The organism is Lentibacillus cibarius (assembly GCF_005887555.1).
GTDB classification, from domain to species: Bacteria; Bacillota; Bacilli; order Bacillales; family Amphibacillaceae; genus Lentibacillus; species Lentibacillus cibarius.
This window is the reverse complement of the sequence record NZ_VCIA01000001.1, coordinates 1,930,239-1,954,700: the sequence shown is the minus strand read 5'-3', so window position 1 is coordinate 1,954,700 and position 24,462 is coordinate 1,930,239. Positions and strand designations below refer to the sequence as shown.

Genomic DNA, 24,462 nt, shown 5'->3' with positions numbered 1-24,462 from the left:
CTGACGTTATGAGAAAAACGTAAGCGTCCTTGCAGCAGGCCAAAACCGTCACATCCTGTGCCAACGCCGGCACTAGTACGTCCTGAACGTCGAAGCTGGACATGGCTTACCTGGATATCAGCTATATAGCCTTAATTTTATACTTCCTTATTTTTTGGAAAAACTCGAAACTCACACTCACTTTCAGAGCGAATTCCGGAGCTTTTCTACAAGGTCAATCATCATATTTGTTCAGACGTTAGAACATTCCAGGCATATTCATTCCTTTCGTGAATTGGCCCATGGTATCGTTTGTTTTATCATCAATCTGTTTAAGTACATCGTTCGTTGCCGCTAGAACGAGGTCCTGTAGCATATCAACATCGTCCGGATCAACAACCTCTTCTGAAATCTGCACATCGGTTATTTCTTTTTTTCCATTTGCCACAACGGTGACCATTCCACCGCCACTTGATGCTTCAAACGTCATTTCGTGCAGTTCTTCCTGAGCTTTCATCATTTTTTTCTGCATCTTCTGCATCTGCTTCATCATGTTATTCATATTTCCTTTCATAGGAAACGCCTCCTTAAAAATATAATCTATGTTTAGTCATGGATTTCCAAAAGGTCATCGCCAACAAGCTTCCTGGCTTCTTCAACCAATGGATCCTTCGCTTGACTCGTTTCTTCTGTAGAGGATTTCTCTTGCTTATTTATATATTCATTGCGCAATTGCTGCCAGTCATTCACTGGAATTGGTATAATTGTCCAATCCCTTCCTGTGGCATTTTTTAAAACGGATTCAGCCGTATGCTGATTATCGAGGAAAAGAGAACAATGAATTTCATATTTAAATTGGACGACCAGTGCCTCCTGCGATGCAGCTGCCGGCTTACTGTCCTGGATTGTTGCATGAGCAGGGGCACTGGTTGATTTCAATTGCGATAAAAAGGAAGCCCATTGCGACTGCACTTCTTTTAAAAGTGGCCGTTCAGCTGCATCTAGCACGCGCCGGATTTTATCATATGGTACGTTATAACTGTTTTTGGATGATCTTGGTTTCGGACGCTTTGGCTCATTTTGCTGAGACGGTTGCTTTGCTTCTGGCGGTGCTTCTTTTAGCATAGCCAATTCCTTTTCCAGTTGTTCCAGTCTATTTACTAGCTTTGTGACGTCCGTTGCATCTCCACCGTTTGCTTCAGAAGCCTGATGTTCCTGTTTATTAGCAACGGTCAGAAGCGCAATTTCAATAAACACTTTCGGGCTGTTCGTCCATTTTATTTCCTGTTGGCACTGATTCAGGTGGGTAATTGCCCCTTGAATCCAGTCGTTGGAAACATCTTCGGCAAGCTGTTTGAAATAATCATCCACCATCGCCCGTTCGAGAATGCCTTCCAAAGAGGGGGCACTTTTATATAGCAGCAAATCTCGTAAAAAATAGATGAGATCATACACAAAGCGTGCCGGGTCTTTACCATTTTTAATCAAATCATCAAGCAAAGACAAAGCCTTCTGTACATTGCGCTCGTGCATCGACTGCACAATATCTGTTAAAAGTCCCTGTGCCACACCACCTGTGACAGCTAGAACATCTTCCAGTTCGACACGCTCATCACTGTACGAAATAGCCTGATCAAGAATGCTTAATGCATCGCGCATACCACCTTCAGCTGCCAATGCAATAGTTTCTAGTGCTTCAGATGATACAGTTATATTTTCTGCTTCGACAACCGTATGCATACGTTCAACGATTGTTTTGCTAGTAATCGGCTTGAAATCAAAACGCTGACACCTTGATGCAACGGTCAGCGGAATTTTGTGAGGCTCGGTTGTTGCGAGAATGAACACGACATGATTCGGTGGCTCTTCCAATGTCTTCAGCAGTGCATTAAACGCACTTGTAGAAATCATGTGCACTTCATCAATGATATACACTTTGAAAGGAACAGTGCTTGAAGCGTATTTTACTTTGTCGCGTATTTCTCGTATATCCTCAACACTTGTATTCGACGCAGCATCCATTTCGATGATATCGGAAATCGAGCCATCTTGAATACCTTGGCAGGCAGCACATTCGTTACAAGGTTCTTGAACAGGCGCTCTCTCACAATTGATTGTTTTCGCAAAAATCTTAGCCGCACTTGTTTTGCCGGTTCCTCGGGGGCCGGAAAAGATGTAGGCATGTGAAAATTTTTGCTGCACAATGGCATTTTGTAATGTTCTGGTAATATGGGTTTGTCCGACAACATCCTGAAATTGTCTTGGCCGCCATACACGGTATAATGCCTGATAGCTCATAGTGAATGCTTCCCCTTTATAAATTCTAGTTAAATTATACTCGATGTCAGGGGTAAATGTGAACCTTTATGGACCATCTATATCAAAAACCGTTACCCGAGAAAGGCGACCTGTTTATTGATCAAAGCCACCAGAATGAAAAAAGCTGCACCAGCTAACTTTAACAGCGCTGATGCAGCCTTGCAATGATATGTAACCGTGCACCCATTGTTGATCAAACATCCCTAAGCGTTACTCAAGTTCATGGCTCGGCTCAGGCTTCCCCGCGGCACACAGGAATAACCACTTACTGCTGCTTCCTTCCGGATCTGACAGGGTTCATGGGTTCCTGTTGCGCAGGACCTGGGCGTCAACACCAATCCCTTAAGTCAGACCTTAAAGACGCCTGACCTCGAATGGGAATTCGGCCTCGCTATAGCGGATTGCGAGTACAGGGCACCGCTACCTCCCCGCTTAGCACGGCAATAATTATTATACTTGCTATCTGTGTAAAATGCAATCAGAAATGACGGAATGGTTACATTTTACAGTAGTAGGACGTATACGAACTGTGTTCTACATAAAAAATAACGTTTACGAAAACAACCATTATCATATGCCACGCTTTTTTTCATTCGTTTTTTTTCGATTCCGCAGCTCCCGAAAAAAGTCAGTTAAAAGACTGCTACATTCCATTTCCAATATACCACCGGAAACTTCCGCCTGGTGGTTAAACCGATCATCAGTAAGCAGGTTCATCAACGTCCCGGCACAACCGGCTTTAGCGTCGGGGGCACCATATATAACCCGCTTAATCCGTGATTGTACAATCGCACCGGCACACATTGGACAAGGCTCAAGCGTTACATATAATGTACAGTCCTCCAGCCGCCAGCTGCCAATTACCTGATTGGCCTGTTTAATGGCTATAAGTTCCGCATGTGATAATGTCGTCTGGGATGTTTCCCGAATATTATACCCTGTGGCAATCACGTCGCCTTCGTAAACAATGACTGCCCCGATTGGAACTTCATTTATTGTTTTTGCTTTTTTTGCCTGTTTGATCGCTTCCCACATATATGTTGTATCATTCATAAAAATTATGACACCTCGCAATAATTGACACTTAAAGCTAGTTTAACCCATTTTCCAAGAAATCGAACAGTATAATCGTTCATACAGGAGGTATATCTACCTTCATTAAGACATATTGTTTGAATAGGATACATCCGAGGGAGGGAACTTTCTTGCAAATTCATGTTGTTCAGCAAGGGGACACACTGTATAGAATTGCCAACTTATATGGCACAACTATAGACGAACTGGTAGAAGCAAACGAACTTGATACACCGAATTACCTTGTTGTCGGCCAATCACTAGTCGTACCGATTATTGGGCAATGGTACGTTGTTCAGCCTGGTGACAGTCTGTATTCGATTGCGCAAAAATTCGGCATACACCAACAGCAATTAGCGCAAATGTATCAACTCCCAGTCAATCAAATGCTGCCTGCTGGATACACGCTATATATTCCGGAACAGTTAAAACGAGAAATCACCGCTCAGGCTTATATTGAGCCATACGGGGAGAATGTTTCCGACACACTAGTAAATGCAGCCACCAAAACAGCTCCATATCTAACCTATATCGCCCCATCCAGCTACCGTGTCAGCCGTGATGGTACACTTACCTCACCACCACTGGATAATTTCAGACAAATTGCCGCTCAAAACAATACAGGGATGCTACTCGTCGTGACTAATTTAGAAGATGAGGAATTCAGTAAGGAACTAGGACACATCATTGTCACCGTTCAAGCTGTACAAAATACATTGCTCGATAATATTGTTAATGTCGCCAAAGAACAAGGATTTAGCGGGGTCCATTTTGATTTTGAATTTTTACCACCGGAAGACCGGGAAGCTTATAACCAGTTTTTACGTAAAACAAAACAGCGCCTGTCAGAGGAAGGCTTATCCTTGTCAACAGCACTCGCACCGAAAACAAGCGCTCAGCAGACGGGGGGGTGGTATGAAGCACATGATTATGCCGCTCACGGGGAGATTGCTGACTTTGTCGTGTTAATGACTTATGAATGGGGATACAGTTATGGGCCACCATTAGCCGTGTCACCTATAGATGAAGTTCGTAAAGTCATCAACTTCGCATTAAGTGTGATGCCCGCTGAAAAAATATTAATGGGGCAAAACCTGTACGGATATGACTGGACATTGCCTTATGAAAAAGATGGCGAACCAGCTGAAGCAATCAGTCCACAAGAAGCTATAAATCGGGCACGTATTAATCATGCAGCAATCAGGTACGATAACGAATCACAGGCACCATTTTACACGTATTACGACGATCAAGGCGAGAAGCATGAAGTATGGTTTGAGGATGCACGATCCATTCAAGCCAAATTCGAAATGATCATGGAACTTGGACTGCGAGGAATTAGCTACTGGAAGCTCGGGCTAGCCTTCCCACAGAACTGGTTGCTGTTACAAGACCGTTTCAACGTTAGAAAATTGGAGGAATAAGTTAAAATCCCCTTGAGGTTCAAGGGGATTTTTCTAATTAATTGTTCAACAATTGTAATGCTTCCCTGTTAAATGCAGGGATATCATCTGGTTGACGACTTGTGACGAGTTGATTGCAGCAAACCACCACTTCTTCATCTTGCACATTTGCGCCGGCATAGGTCATATCTGTTTGGATGGATTTGAAACCTGTTGCTTTTCGTCCTTCTAGCTTTTTAGCTGTAATCAGGAGCTGTGGCCCATGACAGATAGCAAACACCGGCTTTTTTTCATCCATAAAGTGACTGGCAAATGTCACAAATCGATCGTCTGCACGCAGTATGTCTGGTGAAAAACCGCCAGGAATAAACAATGCATCAAAATCTTTCGGATCTACATCGTCAATGGACTCATTAATCATAACGGACGTTTCTTTATTTTTACCTGTTACTTGTTTTCCTTTTTCCTTCTCAATGGTTACCACTTCATGACCGGCATCCTTAAACGCTTGTACCGGTTCTGTGTACTCCACATCCTCAAACATATCGGTCATTACCGTTGCTATTTTTTTACCCATAGACACGCACTCCTTCCAGCATTTGTGAAATTGGGCATATTAGCTCGACCCATTTATTATTTTAGTAGCAGAAGAAAGAGCGAACAACCAATCTGCATGGCAGCCATTTCCCTTCAAAAACAGACTGCCACCCGAAGATGACAGCCACGTTTTTTTATGTTTCTAATGTAGATGTATCGCCAGTCGGCAATCCTAATTCCCAAGATTTCAGCAACCGGCGCATAATTTTTCCGCTTCGTGTTTTCGGAATACCTTCTTTCACTTCTAACTCACGAGGTGCCGCATGTGCACTTAAACCAGTTTTGATAAATTGGCGGATTTCTTCAAGCAATTCATCAGAGCTTTGATACCCGTCGTTTAATGTGATGAAGGCTTTCACAATCTCGCCGCGTTCCGGATCCGGCTTACCGATAACACCGGCTTCTGCTACTGCAGGATGTTCAATCAGCTTACTTTCGACTTCAAATGGTCCTACACGCTCACCAGACGTATTAATCACATCATCCAGGCGACCTTGGAACCAGAAATATCCATCCTCGTCTTTATAGGCGCTATCACCGGAGACATACCATCCGTTTATGAAATAGCTCTCATATTTTTCCGGACGTTTCCAGATTGACCGCATCATAGCAGGCCATGGTGCTTTGATAGCCAAGTTACCCATCTGATACGGCGGAACTTCATTACCTTCATTATCAACAATCGATGCCTCAACTCCCGGAATTGGTTTCCCCATGGATCCTGGACGAATTTCTTCTGAGGGCAAATTAACAATCAGCTGTGCACCTGTTTCCGTCATCCACCATGTGTCATGGATGCGCAACCCGAAAGCTTGTAGCCCCCATGTAATTACTTCCGGATTCAACGGCTCGCCGACACTCAGCACATGACGTAATGATGACAAATCATGTCTTTTTACTGCATCCTCACCAGCACTGACTAATTTCCGCAATGCCGTCGGTGCCGTATACCAAACGTTTACATTGTATTGTTCAATCGTGCCATACCAAGCGTCAGGACTGAAACGCCCCCCACGGACTACGTTTGTGACACCATGAAGCCATGGTGCGAAAATGCCGTAGCTGGTTCCGGTTACCCAGCCCGGGTCTGCCGTACACCAGTAAATATCGTCCTTCTTTAAGTCGAGCACCCACTCAGCCGTCGCATAATGCTGAATCATCGCATGATGGACATGGTAGACACCTTTTGGCTTACCGGTTGAACCAGACGTGTAATGAATCAGCATACCATCCTCAAGATCCACCCACTCAATAGCAAAATCAGTGGATGCTTCCTTCATCTCACTAGCATAGTCAATATATTTATCGGACGTTTCATTGTTCTCACCAACAAGGACGACTTTTTCAAGGTCAGGTAAATCCTCCTGTGGAACCCGCTCTAAGAGATCAGGTGTTGTAACTAGAACACTTGCCTCACTGTCCTGTAAACGATCTCGGACTGCCTGCTCCATAAACGCTTCAAATAGTGGCCCGGCAATGGCACCAGTTTTCAAAATACCGAAAAATACCGCATAGAATTCCGGACTTCTTGGAAGGAAAAGAAATACACGATCGCCCTTTTCAACATGGTATTTTTTTAACACATTAGCAAACTGATTACTTCTTTGACGCAATTCATCAAATGTCACTTTTTCCTCGCGGTCTGGAGATGAATACAATAAGGCCGTTTTATCTTTCTTGGCTGGATCTTCCGCATGACGGTCAATCGCTTCATACGCCATATTAACTTTTCCGGTTTCATGCCAGCTAAAGTTCTTTTTAATTTCATCCCAGGAAAAAGTCTCCCGCATTTTTTCATAGTTTTGCAGATTGAAATTCCCTTCTCGTGCAGGTATACGTTGCATATCCATTCCTATCACCCTTTCTCGATTTTGCAATCGGTTACAATAATTATTTCCTAAAATATTTACGAGAGAATCACACTAACTATGCAACTATAAAAAATTATCCAAACATTTTGTGACTGTTTTTCTATTTTAGAACATTTTGTGACAATTTTAAAGTGATAAGGTTCAAAAATTATTAGAAAACTAGATTTATCAGCAAAACTAGTAGATAAAAATCTTCATTGTGTCTCTGCCAAAAAAGGCTTCTCTCCGCATATCACTCGAACTTTACTATCTCTATAAAGATTTAAAATACCCTTATGCTTATCTGCACAAGGGTGTTTTATTAGTAATTGTCAGCCTGAACTTTTGGCCTCTCTTTGTTTGTCACTTTCCGATATGATATAGGCACATGCGGCATCACCAGTAATGTTTAGTGAGGTCCGAAGCATATCCAATATACGGTCGACACCAAGAATCAGCGCAATACCTTCAACAGGAAGTCCTACTTGTTTCAAGACCATGGCAAGCATTACCAAACCGACACCAGGCACGCCAGCTGTCCCGACGCTTGCCAGTGTAGCGGTAAGAATGACTATAATAATGTCACTGAAACCAAGGTCGATCGCGTATACCTGTGAAATGAATACCGTTGCCACCGCTTGCATAATCCCTGTCCCATCCATGTTTATTGTTGCTCCGAGCGGTTGAACGAAACTACTGATCGATTTTTTTACACCGAGTTTTTCCTGAGCCATTTTCATGGAAACAGGCAATGTCGCACTGGAACTGGATGTACTGAAGGCAACTGACATTGCAGGGAAAAAGCCTTTATAAAAGTTAAGCGGATTCGCCTTCCCAAGCGCCCATATAGCCAAGCTGTACGTAACAGCACCATGCAGAAACAGACTTAAAACGACAGTCACCATATACATGGCCATGGAACCTAATCCATTCAATCCTGCATCACCAATAGCAGATGCAATCAGTGCAAAGGCACCATACGGGGCAGTCTTCATCACCAGATTAACTAAATAAATCAAAATATCATTAGCTTCTTCAAATAGTTGATGAATTCGCTTGGTTTTATCTCCAAGTGCAGCAAGTGCCACACCAATAAAAACAGCAAAAGCAATAATCTGCAGCATATCGCCGCTGCTCATCGCATTGATTGGATTCTCCGGGATAATGTTAATCAGCGTATCCATAATTGGGGGGGCAGACTGTTCTTCATAGTTATTCTCCCCAATGCTGAAATCGCCTCCCTGACCCGGTTCTAACAAATAGCCCATACCCACACCAATAGCCAACGCAACCGCTGTTGTTACCAGGTAAAAGGCAACTGTCTGAATTCCGATTTTTCCAAGCTTCAGTGGATCCCCAAGCCCGGCAGCACCAAGGACAATGGAAACAAATACAATAGGTACGACCAGCATCATAATTAAATTCAAGAATATCTGACCAACTGGGTTTAAGGCGTATACATCAATTGCGGAGAATATATCCCCCGGGACAAGGCTGAAACCAATTCCAGCAAACACACCTAGAACAAGTGCAATAAGAATTTTTTTTGTCAATGTCATGCTGCATGTTCCTTTCATGAAGAGGTTTGAATAAATTTACTGTATGGAATAAATCACGTGTGTTAAGAATGGCAAATCGTAATGAGGGAAGCTCCCAGCAGAAATCGAACCTAGGCACACGATTCAGGAGACCACGTAAATGATTCACATTATTGTTTGGGTGGCTTTACGTAGGCTTTACATAAGGTTTGCGAACGGACAAGTAAGAGAAAAATCTAAATAAAATAAAAAAAATCTAAAAAATATGTGCAGTACACCAATCGTAAATCTAGTATACATTAAAAGCAACTAGACTTGCAAGGTTTGATTATGGTTTTTAAAATTTCCATTTTTCATCACTATAGGTTTTGATATGGATCCTATTTTTATTACCATTATTTACATTACTTCATAAAGATACACGTCACTAAGTGTTAATTCGTGTAATGAATATTCAATAATGCTTGGCTCCGCTCTTTTCGTATACAGCGAAAAACCCCCTTTCCGCACATGTACGCAAAGGGGGTTAGAAGACTTCAATTATATGCTGTTGTACGTGTGTTGTTCCTAAAGCTTCCAAACCTATCATCGGCCACAGAGACCACTATATCGACGTTTATAACGCCCCCGGCAGGAATCGAACCTGCGCACACGGCTTAGGAGGCCATTGCTCTATCCCCTGAGCTACGGGGGCATTTACAGAAAAAACTATCCTAGTGCTAAGAGGAATGAAGGTAGTATAAAAAAGCACAATTACTATTATACAAAAATTATATCCAAATGAAAAGAAAAATTTATTCATTTACATGGAAGTGCCTTATTCGGTATGCTAAAATGAATCGAGTGTCAACTGATAAAAGACTGAATGGGGGGACGATCATGCCAACTGTTCCGTTCATTGCAATCGAAGGGCCAATCGGAATTGGAAAAACATCCCTCGCCCAAAAACTTTCCGTGCAATTCAACTTTCACCTGCTAAAAGAAATTGTAGAAGAAAACCCATTTCTAGGAAAGTTTTATGATGACATTAAAGAATGGAGCTTCCAGACAGAAATGTTTTTTCTATGCAATCGATTCAAGCAGCTGGAAGATATACAACAAAAGTACTTAAGCTGGAATAAGGCGGTCATCGCTGATTACCATATATCCAAGAACATGATTTTTGCCAGGCGCACATTGCCAGCAGATAAATTTGATAAGTACGAACAAATCTACCACATTCTAACGAAGGATATGCCCGTCCCAAATATGATGATTTACCTGCATGCGAGCCTTGACACGATTCTTGATCGCATCCAACAACGCGGGAGAGATATCGAGCAAAATATTAAATCGTCCTACCTGGCCCAGATCGCTGACGATTACGAAGCATATATGAATGAGTTTGAGATGCTCCATCCGGATATTCCAGTCATTCGCATTAACGGAGACGAAATGGACTTTGTCAACTATCAGGATGATTTGGATACGATTATCCGGCAAGTACAGCAGCAACAGGAAGTATTGATTCAAAAAAGGGGAACCAACTTATGAATTTACGTGCCAAATACGGGATACCCAATGACAGTATCATAACAGTAGCCGGTACCGTCGGAGTTGGCAAGTCAACGATGACGAAAGCATTAGCTAACGCCTTGCATTTCAAAACCTCGTTTGAAAAGGTTGAAACGAATCCATATCTTGAAAAGTTTTATAACGATTTTGAACGCTGGAGTTTTCACCTGCAAGTCTATTTTTTAGCAGAACGGTTCAAGGAACAGAAACGGATTTTTGAATATGGCGGTGGATTTGTGCAGGACCGCTCTATTTATGAGGATACCGGCATCTTTGCACGAATGCACTACGAAAACGGAACAATGCCTCAAACAGACTATGAGACATATACAAACTTATTTGACGCTATGGTAATGACGCCGTACTTCCCGCATCCGGATCTGCTTATTTACTTAGAAGGATCGTTTGATGAAGTTCTGGAGCGAATTCAAGACCGTGGCAGGAAAATGGAACAGAATACACCTGTTTCCTACTGGAGAGAAATGTACAATCGCTATGAAGAATGGATTAATAACTTTAATGCATGTCCGGTATTGCGTATCAATATATCTGATTACGACCTGACGAAACAGGAAGACTCGATTGAGCCAGTCCTAGAAAAGATCGGCCATTTTATCCAGCAGGCACGGAAATGGAAAACAAGAGAATATATCAAATAATGGTGAGAGGTACTCTATTCTATGGAGCACCTCTTATTTTTAATTCCGTGTCGCCTGACCGTTTTACTTTTAAAAAGAGAAGACTGACGAAAGTGTGATGTGTGTCACCGACTTGGGGTTCATTTTCCGTTAAAGTAGATGGTAGGAAAGAATATCAAGCAGAAGGGATGTATGATTATGGCAACCATTCGTACAGAAAATGAACGAGATATAGTTGTAGAAGCAGATTTATCCGACCTACAAGCATTTATTGATGAAGCAGAACGGAACTTGGATGTCTATAAAGATGAGATTGCTGTCATTTATGAAAAGATGCCGAAGTTTGATTATATATACTTTTGCTTCTACGCCTACTCCACGTACCGGCTACTGGAAGCAACCTTGGATTTTGATACAAGTGAGGTCGGACATATTCGGGTGTCGGCACCCGATGAATTTTTCTATGCCTTCTATGGCATGATTGCAACACTCCACACACAGGCAAAAGTACAAGAAAACAAGGAGTGCGGTGCATAAACCGCGCTCCTACTTATCACTTTTTCCCTAATTCAATCGAGCGTTCACGAGCAGTTTCTACGCAGCCCATGACTGTTTTTTGGAATTCACCTTCATCCAACGCTTCCAGTCCGGCTTGAGTGGTTCCTCCAGGACTTGTGATATTTTTACGCAACTGTGCCGGATCCAGACCGGATGACTTCAGCATTTCTCCAGCACCGGCAATTGTCTGTATAAGCAATTCATGTGCAGTTTGTTTGTCGAGCCCAGCGGCAACAGCCGCCTCTTCCATCACTTCAACCAAATAATAAACATAGGCAGGTCCGCTTCCTGCAATCGCCGTCACCGTATGCATATCTTCCTCAGCTACTTCCGTTGCCGTTCCAATTGTACGAAACAATTCAAGCGCGGTATGAAGATGTTCTTCAGTGGCGAGCCGCCCTCTCGTTACCGCTGTAGCAGATTCACCAGCTGCTGCCGAGGTATTTGGCATTGCCCGGATAACCGGTATTTCACGGCCCAGCATTTCCGATATCGTATCCGTTGATACACCGGCGGCAACAGATATAAGTAATTGATCGGTATTCAAATAGTCACGAATCGACGCAATCGCAGTCTCCATATCATACGGCTTCACAGCAAGCAATACGATACGGGCATCAGTAACAGTCTCCTGTTTATCCTCAACGTACTGGATCTGGTACTGCCTCTCTAAATGTTCCAGTCTTTCGAAGTCCGATTTGTTTGTTACCAGAATGTCTTCTTTTGCTAAAAATCCGCTGGCTAATATACCGGATAAAATTGATTCAGCCATGGATCCAGCCCCAACAAATGCCATTTTTTTAGTCATCAAGAAAAACCTCCTCAAAAAAGAATAAAAAAGCCCCACACCATCCTTATAAAAGGACGGAGTGGGGTTCCGTGGTACCACCTTTGTTGGCATAGAAAACATCATATGCCCGCTCAATTTGATAACGCATCGTGTATGCGGTCAGACATTGCTGACAACTCCAAGGCAGGTTTCACGACAGCATCATCCGATGGGATCTCGCAGCCGGTGAATCCCAATCTCTTACGGCAGCTTTTTCGCTACTGACCTCTTCTTCGTTCGTTTACCTATTTCCATGTACTATACCTGCTGCCACTCATCATGTCAAGTGTTAATCAAATTAAATTTGTAATTTTACCAAAAATGCACCTTTAACAGCGAAATTTAGCTTTCCTCGTCCTGTGCGTCGAAAAAAAACCGCTACAGTTGATATGTAACGGTCGTGGTGGTTTATCTCCAAATTATGCGCTTTTGAAATTAAATGGAGGAGGTAGAGGGATTCGAACCCCCGCGCGGTTTGACCCGCCTGTCGGTTTTCAAGACCGATCCCTTCAGCCACTTGGGTATACCTCCGTAAGACAAGATATACTATATCATCCATATAAAACATTGTCAACGGAGGTATTTAAAAATTTAAATCTTATTTGCCTACTTTATAACTTCCTTACCGCCCATATACGGCCTTAGTACTTCCGGCACAACAACTGATCCATCTTCCTGCTGATAATTTTCCAGAATAGCGGCAAGTGTTCGGCCAACTGCAAGACCGGAGCCATTCAATGTATGAACATATTCCGGTTTTCCTTTTTCCTCACGGCGAAAGCGAATGCCGGCACGTCTTGCCTGGAAATCCTCAAAATTGGAGCAAGAAGAAATTTCACGATAGGTTTCCTGGCTTGGGATCCATACTTCAATATCATACTTTTTAGCCGCAGTAAAACCTAAATCCCCTGTGCACATGCTCATGACGCGATATGGTAAGTTCAATAGCTGTAACACCTTCTCCGCATGCCCTGTCAATGTTTCCAACGTATCATAGGAATCTTCCGGTTTGGTGAAGTGAACCAGTTCCACTTTGTTAAACTGATGCTGGCGGATCAATCCACGCGTATCCCGACCGGCTGAACCTGCTTCGGAACGGAAATTCGCACTGTAAGCCGCATACTTTCTTGGAAGGTCGTCAACGTTTAAGATTTCACCTCGGTGATAGTTCGTCACTGGCACTTCAGCTGTCGGAATCAGAAAATAGTCCCACTCCTCCAACTTAAAAACATCCTCGGTAAATTTAGGTAGCTGCCCTGTTCCAGTCAGGCTTTCGCGATTAACAATCTGTGGCGGCATCATTTCCGTGTATCCATGTTGATCTGCATGCAAATCCATCATAAAACTAATTAGTGCTCGTTCCAGTCGTGTTCCAAGCCCTTTATAAAATACAAAGCGGCTTCCGGTGACTTTGGAGGCACGCTCAAAGTCTAAAACATCCAAATTTGCAGCTATGTCCCAATGTGGTTGTTTTTCAAAGGGGAATTCCTGAATATCCCCCCAGCTGCGCACTTCAACATTATCGTCTTCATCTTCGCCAACTGGGACACTCTCATGCGGAATGTTCGGGATGGAGAGCATCATCATTTCCAACGTTTCTTCAATCTCTTTCAGTTCTCCATCAAGTGCCTTTATATTTTCGCCAACTTCCCGCATTTCTTTAATAGCCGGTTCAGCATCTTTTTTCTCCTTTTTCAAAACAGAGATTTGCTTGGACGTCTCATTACGTTTAGCCTTCAATGATTCCACTTCAGAAATTAATGTACGGCGACGCTCATCCAATTCACCAAACTTCTCTAAATCAGACAAATCCTCCCCGCGATGGGCTAACTTCTCCTTTACCTCCTGAAAGTTATTACGTAAAAATTTCATATCTAGCATGGTTATATCCTCCTTTAAATGTTATGAACGATAAAAAACTCCCGTCCCTGAACTGATTCAGGGACGGGAGTTTTTATTCCCGCGTTGCCACCCTTATTGAAGAGAAATGCACATCTCTCTTCCGGCTTCATCGGATAACGGCTGTTGACCGGGTTTACCTACTGAAAAGTTTCAGTAAACCAGCTCAAGGACGGATTCACAAGTTGCCTTCATCGGTTTTCACCCGCCACCGACTCTCTGTAGAAAGCATTGCTTATTACTATTTCCTTTCATAACTGTTCATCTCATTATTTATAAGCATAGCCAATTTCTCGTTAAGATGCAAGTGTATTCCTTGATTGTTCCACCATTTCAGCAAAATATGCAATCAATCGGTTATCATCAGTCAATTCCGGATGAAAAGCAGTGCATAAGCAGTTGTCTTGTTTCGCTGCAACAATCCGATCTTGGTAGACAGCTAGGACCTCCACATCCGGTGCAGCCTCCGTTATATATGGAGCACGGATAAACACGGCTTGAAAGGTATCTCCGACATGCTTAACGTCCAGTTTTGCCTCAAAGCTTGCCACTTGTCTGCCAAATGCATTTCTGGCAACAGTCATATCCATCAGGCCAAGATGGGCATCTGCTTGTCCTTCAATCGCGGAAGCCATCAAAATTAATCCAGCACAGGTGCCGAATAGCGGTTTTCCTTGCCTTTTTAAATCCCTGATAGCATCGGAAAAACCGTAACTGTCCATCAGTCTACGCATGGTCGTACTTTCACCGCCCGGTAGAATAAGCCCGTCCAATTCCTTGAGTTGTCCGACCTGTTTGATTTCTAAAGCACTTGCTCCGGTCTCTTCAATAGCGCGGATGTGTTCACGGACCGCCCCTTGTAATGCGAGTACACCGATTTTAGTCATGGTCATTCCTTCTTTCTATTCGCTACGGTCTTGCATCCGGTCATGCGCTTCTAATGTACCCATTTCAATACCCTTCATGGCAGTTCCAAGATCTTTGGAAAGCTCACCAATCAATTTATAGTCCGTATAATGGGTGGTCGCTTCCACAATGGCTTTGGCAAATTTCTCCGGCTGATTAGATTTGAAAATACCAGAGCCGACAAATACACCATCCGCTCCTAATTCCATCATCAATGCTGCGTCTGCTGGTGTTGCCACACCTCCTGCAGCGAAGTTTACAACAGGGAGACGTCCTTCCTGTTTGATTTCTACCAGCAGTTCATATGGCGCACCAATTTCTTTTGCATAGGTCATCACTTCATCGTCTGACATAGACGTCAGTTTTCTGATTTCTGACTGAACCTGGCGCATATGACTAACAGCTTCAACGATATTGCCTGTGCCTGGCTCACCTTTCGTACGTAGCATGGACGCACCTTCACCAATACGTCTTGCTGCTTCTCCAAGATTACGGCAACCACAAACAAACGGTACCGTATAATCTGACTTTTTCATATGGTACACGTCATCCGCCGGTGTCAAAACTTCACTCTCGTCAATATAGTCAACACCCATTGCTTCCAGTACACGTGCTTCGACGATATGACCGATACGTGCCTTGGCCATGACCGGAATCGATACAGCATTCATCACTTCTTCGGTAATTTCCGGACTTGCCATACGGGCCACACCACCGGCAGCACGGATATCAGATGGTACACGTTCCAGTGCCATGACAGCAACGGCACCTGCCTTCTCTGCTATCTTGGCTTGCTCCGCATTAACAACGTCCATGATGACGCCGCCTTTTTGCATTTCCGCCATTCCTCGTTTAACACGTTCTGTTCCTGTATTCGCCATACCTTCTCCCCCTCTGTTATCTGTAAATTAACACACATTTAAATTTTACTACTAAAAGTGTTTCACGTCGATAGTTTAAAACCAGCCTTTAACTGTATCAACGACGGTGCTGAATAACCCACTGAAAAATCCGCCTACTGACCCAATAGCAAGCATGAACCAGTTATCTTTTTCCACCGTACGCTGTGCAGTCAAAGCGATAGTCTGTTTATCTGCATTTGGATAAATATAGCCGTAGTCTCCATCTCCTTCATAGACTATTTCGGCTGTTCCAATTTTTTCACCCTTTTCAACTGGAGCAGACAATTTTCCGTCCTTGTTCAGTTTGTTTTTATTCAAATGATACTTGACGCTGTAGTTCTCTGCCTGTCCTTCTTTAACCATTGCACTGAATGCTTTTTTTGTTGCAATCTGCACCGTATCTTCTTTCCCTTTAGCGACTGGAATATCCGATTGATCTTCCAGTTGATAACCTTTAGAGAAGATCTCTTTTTTCTCAAATCGCTGGAAACCGTAATCCATTAATTTTGCCGTCTGTTGAAAGCGTGCCGGCTCACTTTCTGTTTTCATAACAACAGAGATCAATCGTTTACCGTTCCGATTCGCTGTACCTGTAAAACAATATTTGGCCAAATCCGTATGTCCTGTCTTTAGCCCATCAATGCCTTCATAATAGAATTGTTGGAGTGAACTTGCATTCTTCGGATCATGCGGGAGCATCCAGTTCCAGTTACGAATAGTTTGACCATCAAATGTTGCTGAAGGGACCTTAGATACATCAAGTGCTGACGGATAATCATTAATCAGGTTGTACGCCAATAGTGCTGCCGACCGAGCGGATAGCAAGTTATTGGCATTCGGATCGGTCCCTTTAGGCACATTTTCCCTAAGTGATGCATTGTTAAGTCCTGTCGAATTAACAAACTTATAATCCGAAAGCCCCATCTCTTCTGCCTTCTTGTTCATCATTTTGACAAATTCGCCTTCCGAACCGGCAATCAATTCCGCAAGTGCGATAGTTGTCGCATTATCTGAGTTGATGGCCATTGCATCGTACAATTCTCTTACAGTGTAGTCTTTGCTTTGGGTCAGACCAACACCGGAAAAGGATGGGTCTGCCGATATACTGTATGGATAGTCGCTAATTTGTGTAGTTGTATCCCAGTTGACTTTACCTTTCTCAATCGCTTCATGCACAAGGTATTCAGTCATCATTTTCGTCATGCTGGCCGGTGGCAATGCCATATCCGGTTTTTTAGCATACAAAACTTTGCCTGTTTCCGCATCAACCAATATGGCTGACTCCGCCTCGATGTCTAATGCTTCAGCTGCCTGTGTAGAAAACGGCTGCGTTAGTATAGCCGCTATCATTATCAAAGCAGTCAGAAATAGTGATAAATGTTTTTTTCGTTTATAGTTCACTTTCGTTGCCTCCACCTATTTAAGTCTGTCATTGTTGTAATCTATTAGATACTCGTATTTTACCATAAAAAATAGAGAAAAAATAGACAGGGAAAAGCCCTATCTATTAGTACTCCAGTAGGAAATATTTACTATTTTATCGTTGCATTCTAAATTGAACAAGCATCAAACACTGGTTATGAATAATTCGGAGCTTCTTTTGTTATCTGAACATCATGCGGATGACTTTCTGCAAGACCAGCGTTAGATATGCGGATGAAGCGCCCATTACGACGCAAATCATCAATCGTCGCAGTACCACAATAGCCCATACCAGCACGCAAGCCACCCGTCAACTGATGGACTGTGTCAGCAAGTGGTCCCTTGTAAGCAGTCCGTCCTTCAATGCCTTCCGGGACCAACTTTTTAGCATCCGCTGCATCCTGGAAATACCGATCTTTGGAACCTGCCTGCATAGCGCCGACTGAACCCATACCACGGTAAACTTTATACTGTCTGCCCTGAAAAATCTCCGTCTCTCCCGGGCTTTCTGCCACACCGGCAAACATACTGCCGAGCATTACTGCATGCGCACCAGCAGCAAGTGCCTTAACAATATCGCCGGAATATTTGATCCCACCGTCAGCAATAATCGGAACGCCATACTCAGCTGCTTTGGCTGCACAATCGTGGACAGCAGTAATCTGCGGTACACCGATTCCGGCAATCACGCGAGTCGTGCAGATGGACCCAGGTCCGATCCCTACTTTAACAATATTTGCACCAGCCTCGATTAAATCTGCTGTTGCTTCAGCTGTTGCAACATTGCCCGCGACAATATCCAAGTCCGGATAAGCAGCGCGTACTTTCTTAACTTGTTCCAGCACACCTGCCGAATGACCGTGTGCCGTATCAATCACAATGACATCAACGCCAGCCTCGGTCAGTTTCTCAATACGTTTCATGGAATCACCGGTAATACCGACAGCCGCACCAGCAAGTAACCGGCCCTGAGTATCCTTCGCCGCATTTGGAAATTCAATTGCCTTTTCAATATCCTTAATCGTAATTAGGCCTTTAAGCACACCGTTATCGTCGACCAATGGGAGCTTTTCAATCCGGTGCTTTTGCAGGAGACTTTCTGCTTCTTCCAAGGTTGTTCCCACCGGAGCAGTTACCAGATGTTCACTGGACATGACATCTTTAATTGCAGTTGAATAATCTTGAATGAAACGCAAATCACGATTCGTTATAATACCAGTTAGCTTTTGGTCGTCCGTATTATTAACAATCGGTACACCGGAAATACGGAATTTCCCCATCAAATGCTCAGCATCATAAACTTGATGCTCCGGCGTCAGGAAGAATGGATTTGTAATGACGCCACTTTCTGATCGCTTCACCCTATCCACCTGCTCCGCCTGATCCTCAATCGACATGTTTTTATGAATGACTCCCAATCCACCTTGACGTGCCATTGCGATAGCCATTTCTGCTTCAGTCACTGTGTCCATTCCAGCACTTATCAACGGTAGCTGGAGACGGATATTCTCTGATAAATTCGTGCTTACATCAGCATCTTTCGGCAATACTTCTGACTTCGCAGGCATCAGCAATACATCATCAAATGTCAATCCTTCTTTAGCAAACTTGTCCTCGCGCATTGGTATCCTCCTATCCAGTGGGTATTTCGCTATGAGTAAATGAACGTGATCTTGGTCAAACTATACAGTAATTCTATTGTTATTTACAATACGTCAACTGCGCGATATTTGCAACAGCTTATTAAATACGGATTAAAAGAACTATAATTATGAATCTTTAGTTAAAATAGGAGAGGAATATCATGCAGGTAAAGGAAATCCATGCGTTTTATGTGCACCTAATGTCACAGCAAAATGCCCAGCAATATTTGTCGGCTTGTTACCAGCAAATAGAGACTGTTGATGCTTCCGTAAAGAGCTTTGAAAATTGTAATCCGTTTATACATTATCTTGATCACGGTATGCGTTTTTATGAAAATGGTAAACAGCTTGAACCACTGCTGCAACCGATGCTGTTCTTTTACGGCATGGTTCATTTAATCAAAGCAAACTTGCTCTCTGTTCGGCCACAATACCCAGAATCAACGGCCATCCTTGCACATGGTGTGTCAACTAGGAAACGTAAAAAAAAGGACTACACGTTCATGGATGATGAAGTAAAAATTCAACATAATGGATTATTTTCCTATTTCTCCACACATCTATTTTCCATCCAAACATCACCATTTCCGAAAATAAAAATGGACCGTTTATTTGCGTTAATACCTGAATTAGATCCACTATTTCAATTTCAATCGGATGGAAAATTGACAGGTATCGGAATGACAGGAACAAAGCACTTACAATTCCCTGTTTGGCTTTTGGATTATTACCATCTGACGGCTAATGCATTGATCAATCGGGTGAAAGCCTATTTGCCAAAACTGGAGAAAACAAAAACGGAAAATGGTTATATCCATGTCTATTTAAACGCTCCATTTTACCCGAAAGATGCCAGTCCTTTTTTTACTGACATGAATGAACAGGCTATTTACTTTCCGATATACCGGGAGGATTTCTTGCCCATTTCTGAAGTGATGGTTCATTACTTGCTACTTTATAACCTTAGTATGCTATGCCGGTATGAGCCGGAGTGGTGGGGAGATTTGCTTACCACAAAGCCAGACACGGATTTCCCATTTATTCGGTCCTTTTTGGACATTACGGCAAAAAAAATCCCCATGCTACTGGGGGGGAATTACTGGACAAACATGTTGGAACTTAAGTCTAGACCTCGCTTTATTCAAAAGATAAGAAACTATAAAATTTAGCGATATAACTTTTACTTGCAAGGTTAAGCCACGTCCGGCTTCGACACACAGGACGTGAGTGTTCCTAGCCTGCAAGGGCGTTTGCACCTTTGTTCACAGATAAGGTCAAACGTATGACCTTACCTTACTACAAAACAGTTTCGATTTGTATGTCTTCATTGTCTTTGAGTGCAATCATTTCATTTGATCCGTCAAGTCTAATGATTGGACGGGTGGGATCATTCTTATCAGTAAAAACAACTTCGCCAATTTGGTTCGTTGATAATTTCACCTTTGTTCCAACTGTAATCCGGGTCAAATCATCAATTAATACTTGCACAACTTCATGATCAAACATGGTAAACCTATTGTTCTGTAATTCACCGACAGCATGAAACGTGGATTGCTTCTGTTTATATGGCCGTACAGACGTCATCGCATGATAGGTATCACAAACAGCGATAATTCGTGCATATGCATGAATTTTCTCATGGCTAATCCCAAGCGGATAACCCGATCCGTCTAGCCGTTCGTGATGTTGGAGAACAGCAAGTTTTACGCTTTTGGTAGCAGTAGGCGATTTCTCAATCAGACGGTAGGAATAGATAGGATGCTTCTTTACCTCCTCCCACTCTACCTGACTCAATGTGCCGCTTTTCTCCAGTGTGGATGCTGCTATTCTAACCATACCAGCATCACTGAGCAAACCAGCCAGACCTACCTGCAACCATTCACCTTTTTTATAACCTAGCCGTTTGGCAACATATGCTGCCAGTAACCCAACTGCGACACTATGATGGAATCGGTAGTCTCGTTCATCAGCATAGTGATGCAGTGTATAAATACAATCACCAACACTATCCACCTGTTCCAAAAGTGGTAGCATCGTCATGCGCACATCAGCCATATTCAGGACAAACGTACTTTGCCAGTTTTGAAACAGCTGTTTATAATTGGCAACCACCGTCTGATAATGGGCGATGAATGAATCAGGCAACTGTGATTGACCAACAATTGACATTACTTCATGCAGCTGTGGCTGATCAGGCTGGAAAGGGGCCCCATTAGCAAGCGTTGATGCAACTTCCACAGTATCGATGAAGAACTTCTGTAGTATCGTGATATGTTCATCTGTCAATACCGTTTGTTTTGAAATAATTGGTTTACTCGTCTTACTAAATACATCCTGTAATAAAACACAGCCAGGGACTATTTGAGAAGGTTTCACCCGCATGAAACTCCCCCTCGCTTTATATGTTTAGACAACATAATTAGCCTAGTATTCCTTACTTAGTTGCTAGAATGGATAACGGACGCTTACTCTCCGCCATTAGTCGAATCATCGGAGTCATCCTCAGCTGATTCGGAAGCAGAGTCAGTCTCTTGATTGTCGTCACCCTCATTTTCCGGTTCAGCTTCATCCCGCTCAACCACGGTAACAGTAGCCACCTCTTCATCCTCCTGCAGACGGATCAGACGAACCCCTTGGGCATTGCGTCCAGTTTGGGAAATACCTTCGACTGGCGTACGGATTAGTACACCGGCAGCGGTAATGAGCATCATATCTTCTTCTCCTGTAACAGCCTTAACCGCTACAACAGTATTGCTTTCTGTCAACTTACACGTGTAGATACCTTTACCACCACGATTGGTAACACGGATTCATCTTCCGGCGTGCGTTTACCGATACCTTTATTAGTCACATGTAAAACTTGCAACCCGGCTTCCAATATTTCCATTGAAACGACCTCGTCATCATCTCGAAGTGAAATACCGCGAACACCTGCTGCATTCCTTCCCATTGAGCGAACCTGATCTTCTGGAAAACGGATCAAAAAGCCTTGTTTCGTACCAATCATGATATCTTTGGTGCCGTCTGTCAGCTGAACGGAAATTAGCTCATCACCTTCTCGAAGTCCTATAGCGTTAAGCCCACCTTTACGGATATTGACAAACTGCGACAACTTTGTACGTTTAGATAACCCGTGTTTCGTGGTAAAGAATAGGTATGATTCGTCACTATATTCGGAAACAGTAATAACGGCATTAATCCATTCATCCTTCTCAATTTGCAGCAGATTAATAATTGGCAACCCTTTTGCCGTACGACTAAACTCAGGAACTTCATACCCTTTAGCACGATAAACTTTCCCTTTATTTGTGAAGAACAGAACCGTATCATGGGTTGATGTGGAAACTAGATGCTCGACAAAGTCATCGTCATTTGTTCCCATTCCCTGAATCCCGCGACCGCCCCGTCTTTGTGTTCGATACGTTGAAGCGGGAAGCCGTTTGACATAACCCTGGTGGGTAAGTGTTATAACAATATTTTCTTCAGGGATTAAATCCTCATCGTCAATGAAATCCGCTCCGCCGGCAACAATCTCCGTACGGCGTTTATCATTAAACTTTTCTTTGATGGCTATCAATTCTTCACGTATAATCTCCAGCAATTTTTCATCATCTGCTAAAATGGCCTTTAATTCATCAATCTGCTGAAGAAGCTCATTGTATTCACTATTGATTTTTTCCCGTTCCAGTCCTGTCAGACGCTGTAGACGCATATCAAGAATTGCCTGAGCCTGTTTTTCACTTAGGCCGAATTGTTCCATCAACCCGTTTCGTGCAATATCGGTTGTTTTAGAATTACGGATAAGTGAAATAACTTCATCAATGTGGTCAAGAGCAATTTGCAAGCCTTCTAATATATGTGCGCGTGCCTGTGCTTTTCTTAGCTCAAATTCCGTACGGCGTTTGACAATTTCTCGCTGGTGCTCTAGATAATGTTCCAGACACTGTTTGATTGTCAGTACCCTTGGACGACCATCAACGAGTGCTAGCATGTTGATACCGAATGTCGTTTGCAGTGCGGAATATTTATATAAGTTATTGAGTACAATATTAGCATTTGCATCACGGCGAAGTTCAATAACTATACGTAATCCATTCCGGTCTGATTCATCGCGTAGATCAGTAATCCCGTCGATTCGTTTCTCCCGGACGAGTTCAGCAATCTTTTCAACTAGTTTTGCCTTGTTGACCTGATACGGCAACTCGGTAACAATCAGACTGGTCTTACCGTTTGCATATTCTTCTATTTGTACCTTCGCCCGAATGGTCACCGATCCTTTTCCTGTCTCATAGGCTTTGCGAATGCCGCCTCTTCCGATGATTTCACCGGCTGTTGGAAAATCGGGACCATAAATATAACTTTCCATCAATTCATTAATGGTGATTTCAGGGTCTTTACTGATAGCTAATACAGCATCAATTGTTTCCCCGAGATTATGTGGGGGGATATTGGTTGCCATCCCGACAGCAATCCCAGCACCACCATTAACAATCAGATTGGGAAAACGGGAAGGAAAAACAACCGGTTCTCGCTCTGTTCCGTCATAGTTGTCTGTATAATCAATTGTATCTTTATTAATATCCCGCAAGAGTTCCATGGATATCTTGGACATACGCGCCTCTGTATAACGCATAGCTGCTGCTGAATCCCCATCAACTGAACCAAAGTTACCATGTCCGTCGACGAGCATATAGCGATAACTGAAATCTTGTGCCATCCGGACCATTGCTTCATACACAGCAGAGTCACCGTGCGGATGGTATTTACCAATTACCTCACCAACGATTCGGGCTGACTTTTTATATGCCTTATCTGCATGCATACCAAGATCATTCATCGCATACAAAATTCTACGATGGACTGGTTTCAGCCCGTCACGGACATCCGGCAAAGCCCGTGAAACGATAACACTCATCGCATAATCAAGGAAAGATGTACGCATTTCTTGACCAAGATTAATTTCCTGAACGTTTGGACGCTGTTGATCTGCCATAAAAATACCTCCAAATCTCACTTCCGAACAAAGGTGCAAGCGCCCGGTTAGCGACGTACGGACTGGACTGAACCGCAGGAGATAAAGGAAACACGACGACCATCGGGAGTCGATGTTGACTTTCACCACAAGGGTATAAGTGCGACTATGCCTCTGGTTACACCAGTCGGCAAGTCTTCTTTATCGTACGGAGGTGAAGGAAGTCGCGCTAGTCGCTGGGCGCTGAAGCCGGACGTGGCTTAACTTTGCCAGTAAAAATTGTATTGCTTCATTTTATACATTCTCACTTCCTGAAAAAACACGGCAATCGAGCTAGTTCAACGTGGAGATTGAAACTAGCTTACTTGCCGGTGAAACT

The 24,462-nt window shown here is 43.2% G+C and carries 18 protein-coding genes, 2 tRNA genes, 1 other RNA gene, 1 pseudogene and 1 other annotated feature; of the genes and pseudogenes, 5 read left to right on the top strand and 17 right to left on the bottom strand.

From position 1 onward, the window contains the following. Positions 1-238 precede the first annotated feature (238 nt). The 4 genes from FFL34_RS09275 to tadA all read right to left on the bottom strand — a co-directional run bounded on the left by FFL34_RS09275 (position 239) and on the right by tadA (position 3,351). Positions 239-553, bottom strand: coding sequence for a YbaB/EbfC family nucleoid-associated protein (locus FFL34_RS09275; RefSeq protein WP_138603208.1), 315 nt, complete (start codon positions 551-553; stop codon positions 239-241). A 32-nt stretch (positions 554-585) separates the two neighbouring features. Next, positions 586-2,277, bottom strand: a complete 1,692-nt coding sequence (gene dnaX / locus FFL34_RS09270; RefSeq protein WP_138603207.1) for a DNA polymerase III subunit gamma/tau — start codon at positions 2,275-2,277, stop codon at positions 586-588. Between the two features lie 196 nt (positions 2,278-2,473). Continuing rightward, positions 2,474-2,739: signal recognition particle sRNA large type (gene ffs / locus FFL34_RS09265), an RNA gene on the bottom strand. Between the two features lie 129 nt (positions 2,740-2,868). Further along, a complete protein-coding gene (gene tadA, locus FFL34_RS09260) occupies positions 2,869-3,351 on the bottom strand; it encodes a tRNA adenosine(34) deaminase TadA (protein WP_138603206.1) in 483 nt (160 codons plus the stop codon). Between the two features lie 152 nt (positions 3,352-3,503). Here tadA and FFL34_RS09255 point away from each other — a divergent pair, with 152 nt between their 5' ends. Further along, a complete protein-coding gene (locus FFL34_RS09255; RefSeq protein WP_138603205.1) occupies positions 3,504-4,796 on the top strand; it encodes a glycoside hydrolase family 18 protein in 1,293 nt (430 codons plus the stop codon). 37 nt (positions 4,797-4,833) lie between these two features. Here FFL34_RS09255 and FFL34_RS09250 read toward each other — a convergent pair whose 3' ends face one another. The 4 genes from FFL34_RS09250 to FFL34_RS09235 form a co-directional block, all read right to left on the bottom strand. After that, positions 4,834-5,352 carry a type 1 glutamine amidotransferase domain-containing protein gene (locus tag FFL34_RS09250; RefSeq protein WP_138603204.1) on the bottom strand — a complete coding sequence of 173 codons (519 nt, stop codon included), beginning with the start codon at positions 5,350-5,352 and terminating at the stop codon, positions 4,834-4,836. Between the two features lie 154 nt (positions 5,353-5,506). Next, complete coding sequence (acsA, locus tag FFL34_RS09245) at positions 5,507-7,222, bottom strand: acetate--CoA ligase (protein ID WP_138603203.1); 1,716 nt, start codon at positions 7,220-7,222, stop codon at positions 5,507-5,509. A 332-nt stretch (positions 7,223-7,554) separates the two neighbouring features. After that, on the bottom strand, positions 7,555-8,781 hold the full coding sequence (locus tag FFL34_RS09240) for a dicarboxylate/amino acid:cation symporter (RefSeq protein ID WP_138603202.1): 1,227 nt from the start codon (positions 8,779-8,781) through the stop codon (positions 7,555-7,557). A gap of 601 nt (positions 8,782-9,382) precedes the next feature. Then, positions 9,383-9,454: transfer RNA gene (locus FFL34_RS09235), tRNA-Arg, on the bottom strand. Positions 9,455-9,639: 185 nt separating this feature from the next. Between FFL34_RS09235 and FFL34_RS09230 the strand changes: the two genes are divergently transcribed. The 3 genes from FFL34_RS09230 to FFL34_RS09220 all read left to right on the top strand — a co-directional run bounded on the left by FFL34_RS09230 (position 9,640) and on the right by FFL34_RS09220 (position 11,489). Then, the gene (locus FFL34_RS09230) at positions 9,640-10,293 is read left to right on the top strand and encodes a deoxynucleoside kinase (protein ID WP_138603201.1); all 654 of its coding nucleotides are present in this window, start codon (positions 9,640-9,642) and stop codon (positions 10,291-10,293) included. After that, positions 10,290-10,973 (top strand): deoxynucleoside kinase, encoded by a 684-nt coding sequence (locus tag FFL34_RS09225; protein WP_138603200.1) that lies wholly within the window; start codon positions 10,290-10,292, stop codon positions 10,971-10,973. Before FFL34_RS09230 ends, FFL34_RS09225 begins: the two co-directional genes overlap by 4 nt. Before the next feature lie 177 nt (positions 10,974-11,150). Further along, entirely contained in the window at positions 11,151-11,489 is a 339-nt protein-coding gene (locus tag FFL34_RS09220) for a hypothetical protein (protein WP_138603199.1), read from the top strand. Between the two features lie 16 nt (positions 11,490-11,505). Here FFL34_RS09220 and proC read toward each other — a convergent pair whose 3' ends face one another. The 7 genes from proC to guaB all read right to left on the bottom strand — a co-directional run bounded on the left by proC (position 11,506) and on the right by guaB (position 19,090). After that, the gene (gene proC, locus FFL34_RS09215) at positions 11,506-12,318 is read right to left on the bottom strand and encodes a pyrroline-5-carboxylate reductase (protein ID WP_138603198.1); all 813 of its coding nucleotides are present in this window, start codon (positions 12,316-12,318) and stop codon (positions 11,506-11,508) included. A 461-nt stretch (positions 12,319-12,779) separates the two neighbouring features. Next, positions 12,780-12,870: transfer RNA gene (locus FFL34_RS09210), tRNA-Ser, on the bottom strand. Between the two features lie 75 nt (positions 12,871-12,945). Beyond that, positions 12,946-14,220 carry a serine--tRNA ligase gene (gene serS / locus FFL34_RS09205; RefSeq protein ID WP_138603197.1) on the bottom strand — a complete coding sequence of 425 codons (1,275 nt, stop codon included), beginning with the start codon at positions 14,218-14,220 and terminating at the stop codon, positions 12,946-12,948. Between the two features lie 56 nt (positions 14,221-14,276). Next, positions 14,277-14,502: a binding site (T-box leader), on the bottom strand. A gap of 32 nt (positions 14,503-14,534) precedes the next feature. Then, positions 14,535-15,125: a pyridoxal 5'-phosphate synthase glutaminase subunit PdxT gene (gene pdxT, locus FFL34_RS09200; RefSeq protein ID WP_138603196.1), complete on the bottom strand. Its 591-nt coding sequence runs from the start codon at positions 15,123-15,125 to the stop codon at positions 14,535-14,537. Positions 15,126-15,140: 15 nt separating this feature from the next. Further along, complete coding sequence (pdxS, locus tag FFL34_RS09195) at positions 15,141-16,025, bottom strand: pyridoxal 5'-phosphate synthase lyase subunit PdxS (RefSeq protein ID WP_138603195.1); 885 nt, start codon at positions 16,023-16,025, stop codon at positions 15,141-15,143. Positions 16,026-16,100: 75 nt separating this feature from the next. Further along, positions 16,101-17,447: a serine hydrolase gene (locus FFL34_RS09190; protein WP_411712437.1), complete on the bottom strand. Its 1,347-nt coding sequence runs from the start codon at positions 17,445-17,447 to the stop codon at positions 16,101-16,103. Between the two features lie 176 nt (positions 17,448-17,623). Then, positions 17,624-19,090 (bottom strand): IMP dehydrogenase, encoded by a 1,467-nt coding sequence (guaB, locus tag FFL34_RS09185; RefSeq protein WP_138603194.1) that lies wholly within the window; start codon positions 19,088-19,090, stop codon positions 17,624-17,626. Between the two features lie 182 nt (positions 19,091-19,272). Here guaB and FFL34_RS09180 point away from each other — a divergent pair, with 182 nt between their 5' ends. Further along, positions 19,273-20,280, top strand: a complete 1,008-nt coding sequence (locus FFL34_RS09180; RefSeq protein WP_138603193.1) for a YaaC family protein — start codon at positions 19,273-19,275, stop codon at positions 20,278-20,280. Between the two features lie 127 nt (positions 20,281-20,407). On the opposite strand, the gene FFL34_RS09175 is transcribed toward FFL34_RS09180, so the two are convergent. Next, positions 20,408-21,493: an HD-GYP domain-containing protein gene (locus FFL34_RS09175; protein WP_138603192.1), complete on the bottom strand. Its 1,086-nt coding sequence runs from the start codon at positions 21,491-21,493 to the stop codon at positions 20,408-20,410. Positions 21,494-21,576: 83 nt separating this feature from the next. Continuing rightward, positions 21,577-24,104, bottom strand: a pseudogene (gene gyrA, locus FFL34_RS09170) (DNA gyrase subunit A). Positions 24,105-24,462: the final 358 nt, after the last annotated feature.

Coding starts and splice junctions, on each gene's coding strand:
- FFL34_RS09275 (WP_138603208.1), bottom strand. CDS start 553: ATGAAAGGAAATATGAATAACATGATGAAGCAGATGCAGAAGATGCAG.
- dnaX (WP_138603207.1), bottom strand. CDS start 2,277: ATGAGCTATCAGGCATTATACCGTGTATGGCGGCCAAGACAATTTCAG.
- tadA (WP_138603206.1), bottom strand. CDS start 3,351: ATGAATGATACAACATATATGTGGGAAGCGATCAAACAGGCAAAAAAA.
- FFL34_RS09250 (WP_138603204.1), bottom strand. CDS start 5,352: ATGGGTAAAAAAATAGCAACGGTAATGACCGATATGTTTGAGGATGTG.
- acsA (WP_138603203.1), bottom strand. CDS start 7,222: ATGGATATGCAACGTATACCTGCACGAGAAGGGAATTTCAATCTGCAA.
- FFL34_RS09240 (WP_138603202.1), bottom strand. CDS start 8,781: ATGACATTGACAAAAAAAATTCTTATTGCACTTGTTCTAGGTGTGTTT.
- FFL34_RS09230 (WP_138603201.1), top strand. CDS start 9,640: ATGCCAACTGTTCCGTTCATTGCAATCGAAGGGCCAATCGGAATTGGA.
- FFL34_RS09225 (WP_138603200.1), top strand. CDS start 10,290: ATGAATTTACGTGCCAAATACGGGATACCCAATGACAGTATCATAACA.
- FFL34_RS09220 (WP_138603199.1), top strand. CDS start 11,151: ATGGCAACCATTCGTACAGAAAATGAACGAGATATAGTTGTAGAAGCA.
- proC (WP_138603198.1), bottom strand. CDS start 12,318: ATGACTAAAAAAATGGCATTTGTTGGGGCTGGATCCATGGCTGAATCA.
- serS (WP_138603197.1), bottom strand. CDS start 14,220: ATGCTAGATATGAAATTTTTACGTAATAACTTTCAGGAGGTAAAGGAG.
- pdxT (WP_138603196.1), bottom strand. CDS start 15,125: ATGACTAAAATCGGTGTACTCGCATTACAAGGGGCGGTCCGTGAACAC.
- pdxS (WP_138603195.1), bottom strand. CDS start 16,025: ATGGCGAATACAGGAACAGAACGTGTTAAACGAGGAATGGCGGAAATG.
- guaB (WP_138603194.1), bottom strand. CDS start 19,090: ATGCGCGAGGACAAGTTTGCTAAAGAAGGATTGACATTTGATGATGTA.
- FFL34_RS09180 (WP_138603193.1), top strand. CDS start 19,273: ATGCAGGTAAAGGAAATCCATGCGTTTTATGTGCACCTAATGTCACAG.
- FFL34_RS09175 (WP_138603192.1), bottom strand. CDS start 21,493: ATGCGGGTGAAACCTTCTCAAATAGTCCCTGGCTGTGTTTTATTACAG.